The organism is Desulforamulus profundi (genome assembly GCF_002607855.1).
The window spans coordinates 1-2,548 of the sequence record NZ_AWQQ01000101.1 but is presented as its reverse complement, the minus strand read 5'-3'; the positions used below and the strand labels follow the sequence as shown (position 1 = coordinate 2,548).

Here is a 2,548-nt window from a genome sequence, read left to right as displayed (position 1 = left end):
CTACCCAAACCGAAAATTTATTTCAGTATATTATCGGCTTAGTAGTGCTTAGGCATAAGTGCAAATCTCCAAGTGAGGAGCCGTGTGCGTGAATAGCGCAAGCACGGTTCTGTGAGGGTTGTGTGTTCAATTTAGCCATGGAGCAAATATTGTGGCACTCCCAGAGGAAACGGGGAGAAACGGTGAAAACAAACCTGCTTCTAAAGTTAGAGAGACGCACTTCTACTCGACAATGGTTAATACTACCAACAAAGGAGATGACCATTTATGCAGGACTTACAGGACAAAACTATCAAGGAACTGGCAAAGGATTGCCGCACTGTGGATGATGTACATGAGATGCTCAAGAACCTATTCAAGGACACCCTCCAGCAGATATTCGAGGCTGAGATTGAAGAACATCTCGGTATAGAAAACACAGCATTGATGGCAATAATACCGGTAACAGTCGTAACGGCTATAACAAGAAAACTATCCAAACCAAGTTTGGTAAAACAGAGATTGAAGTCCCACGGGATCGTAATGGTGAATTTGAGCCCAGGATTATCGGCAAATATGAAAAGACATCTAACCAGCTTGAAGACCAGATTATAGCTATGTACGCCAAGGGAATGTCTACCCGCGATATTGAGGACCATATGAGGAACATCTACGGTATTGATGTATCACCTACCATGGTCAGTAAAATAACAGACAAAATATTACCAATGGTAGTCGAATGGCAATCCCGGACACTTGACCGTGTATACCCTATTGTTTTCTTAGATGCTATTCACTTCAAGGTACGCAAGGATAGCCGGGTAATAAACAAGGCAGCCTACAGTGTATTAGGCATTAATATGACCGGCCAAAAAGAAATACTGGGTATCTGGATTGGGGAAAATGAAAGTGCCAGCTTTTGGCTTGGCGTATGTAATGAACTCAAAAACAGAGGCGTAGAAGACATCCTGATCGCCTGTAAAGACGGGCTTTCCGGGTTTTCCGAGGCTATCAACACTGTTTTCCCCAAAACCGAGATTCAGCTTTGTATTATCCACCAAATCCGCAACTCCCTGAAGTATGTATCATACAAAGAACAAAAAGAGTTGATGGCTGATCTCAAACAAGTATACCAGGCGTTAACCCTTGAGGAAGCAGAACTGGCCTTTGAAATATTCAAAGAAAACTGGGGCAAAGAGCATCCCATCATAATTCGTTCCTGGGAGAAAAACTGGCTTGAGCTAACAGCCTATTTTAAGTACCCCTACGAAATGCGCAGAATGATTTATACAACCAATATCATCGAGGGCGGTGTTTGTCAAGATAGTTGTCGCTAATACGTTCAATTTTTTTTGTATTAAACCCACCGCCGGTCTTGACTCCATGTGCTAATAATGGGGTAACCCGACCGACGGATATACGCCAACTAGAAACCTGTATACGGTCGGGTAAATTAACCCTAGCACATGGGTCAAGACTCTTCGCTTCGCTACGACCGCAAGCGGCGGCTACTGGTAGTTAGGGCAATGTTCCCCTCCCTCTGGAGACCGCCTGCTTTATTAATTTTAGGATGTACACTTTTCCTTCGTTTTTGATTGTTCGGTGCGTTCGGGATTAAGCCAAACGATATCATCTAATGTCCAGTCTCTGATTGAGCCAGCCCATCTCTCTGGGTGCTTTGATTTAGCTTCTTCATAAACCCGTTTTCTCTGCTCCAGAATTTGTGTTGAGAGACCGTTATGTCTTTGTTTTGGGGTCAGGAAATTAAGCCACTGTGTCTGTGTTCCTGGTTGTACCATGTTACAAATGTTAGCACCATTGCCTTGCCTCAGTTAGTGTTGCAAATCCTTTGGTAGGGTAATTAGGGCGGTATTTGCATGTACGGAAGATGGATTCAGCGTATGGGTTGTCGTTGCTTACTCTAGGGCGGCTTCTTGATGGAGTTATCCCCAACTGATAGAGGGTTTCCAGTAGGGTTGCCCCTTTCATAGGGCTGCCGTTGTCTGAATGCAAGACTAATGGCTGGTTAACTAACGTGCGTTTTTCAGATATTATTGCCCGCCGTACTAATATACTGGCGTTCTCAGATAATTCTTCGGTCCATATATCCCAAGCAACTATTTTGCGGCTGAATAGATCCAAAATCAGATATAGATAGAAATAGATTCCCTTAGCTGGCCCTGGAAGCCATGTGATATCCCACATCCAGACTTGATTAGGTCCGGTGGCACAATGTGTTGAAATGGGTTTTGAACATGGTCTTTTAGCCCTTCCACGATGGTGTTGCATGTTATTTTCTTTCAGCACTCTGTAAAATGTTGACTCAGAAGCTATATAAATGCCTTCATCAGCTAGTCTAGGAGGGTGTTGAAAAAACCCCTTTAAAACCCTAATTTTACTTCTTTCAAAAAATAAAATTTACATTAATTAACAGTAGTGACCCACTTTTTTTAGATTTTAAGACGAAAACTAATATTTTTTGAGTATATTACCTCCCATTTTCCAGTATTTGTCATGCAATTGGGCGCACTTATCCTATAATCGCAGGTAATGGCTCTTTGGCAATTTG

General features: G+C 42.7%; 2 pseudogenes. One reads left to right on the top strand and one right to left on the bottom strand.

Going from position 1 to position 2,548, the window contains the following annotated elements:
• Positions 1-267: 267 nt before the first annotated feature.
• Positions 268-1,289: pseudogene (locus tag P378_RS15445) on the top strand (IS256 family transposase); the annotation flags it as partial.
• Between the two features lie 255 nt (positions 1,290-1,544).
• Here P378_RS15445 and P378_RS23170 read toward each other — a convergent pair.
• Positions 1,545-2,340: pseudogene (locus tag P378_RS23170) on the bottom strand (IS3 family transposase); the annotation flags it as partial.
• Positions 2,341-2,548 lie beyond the last annotated feature (208 nt).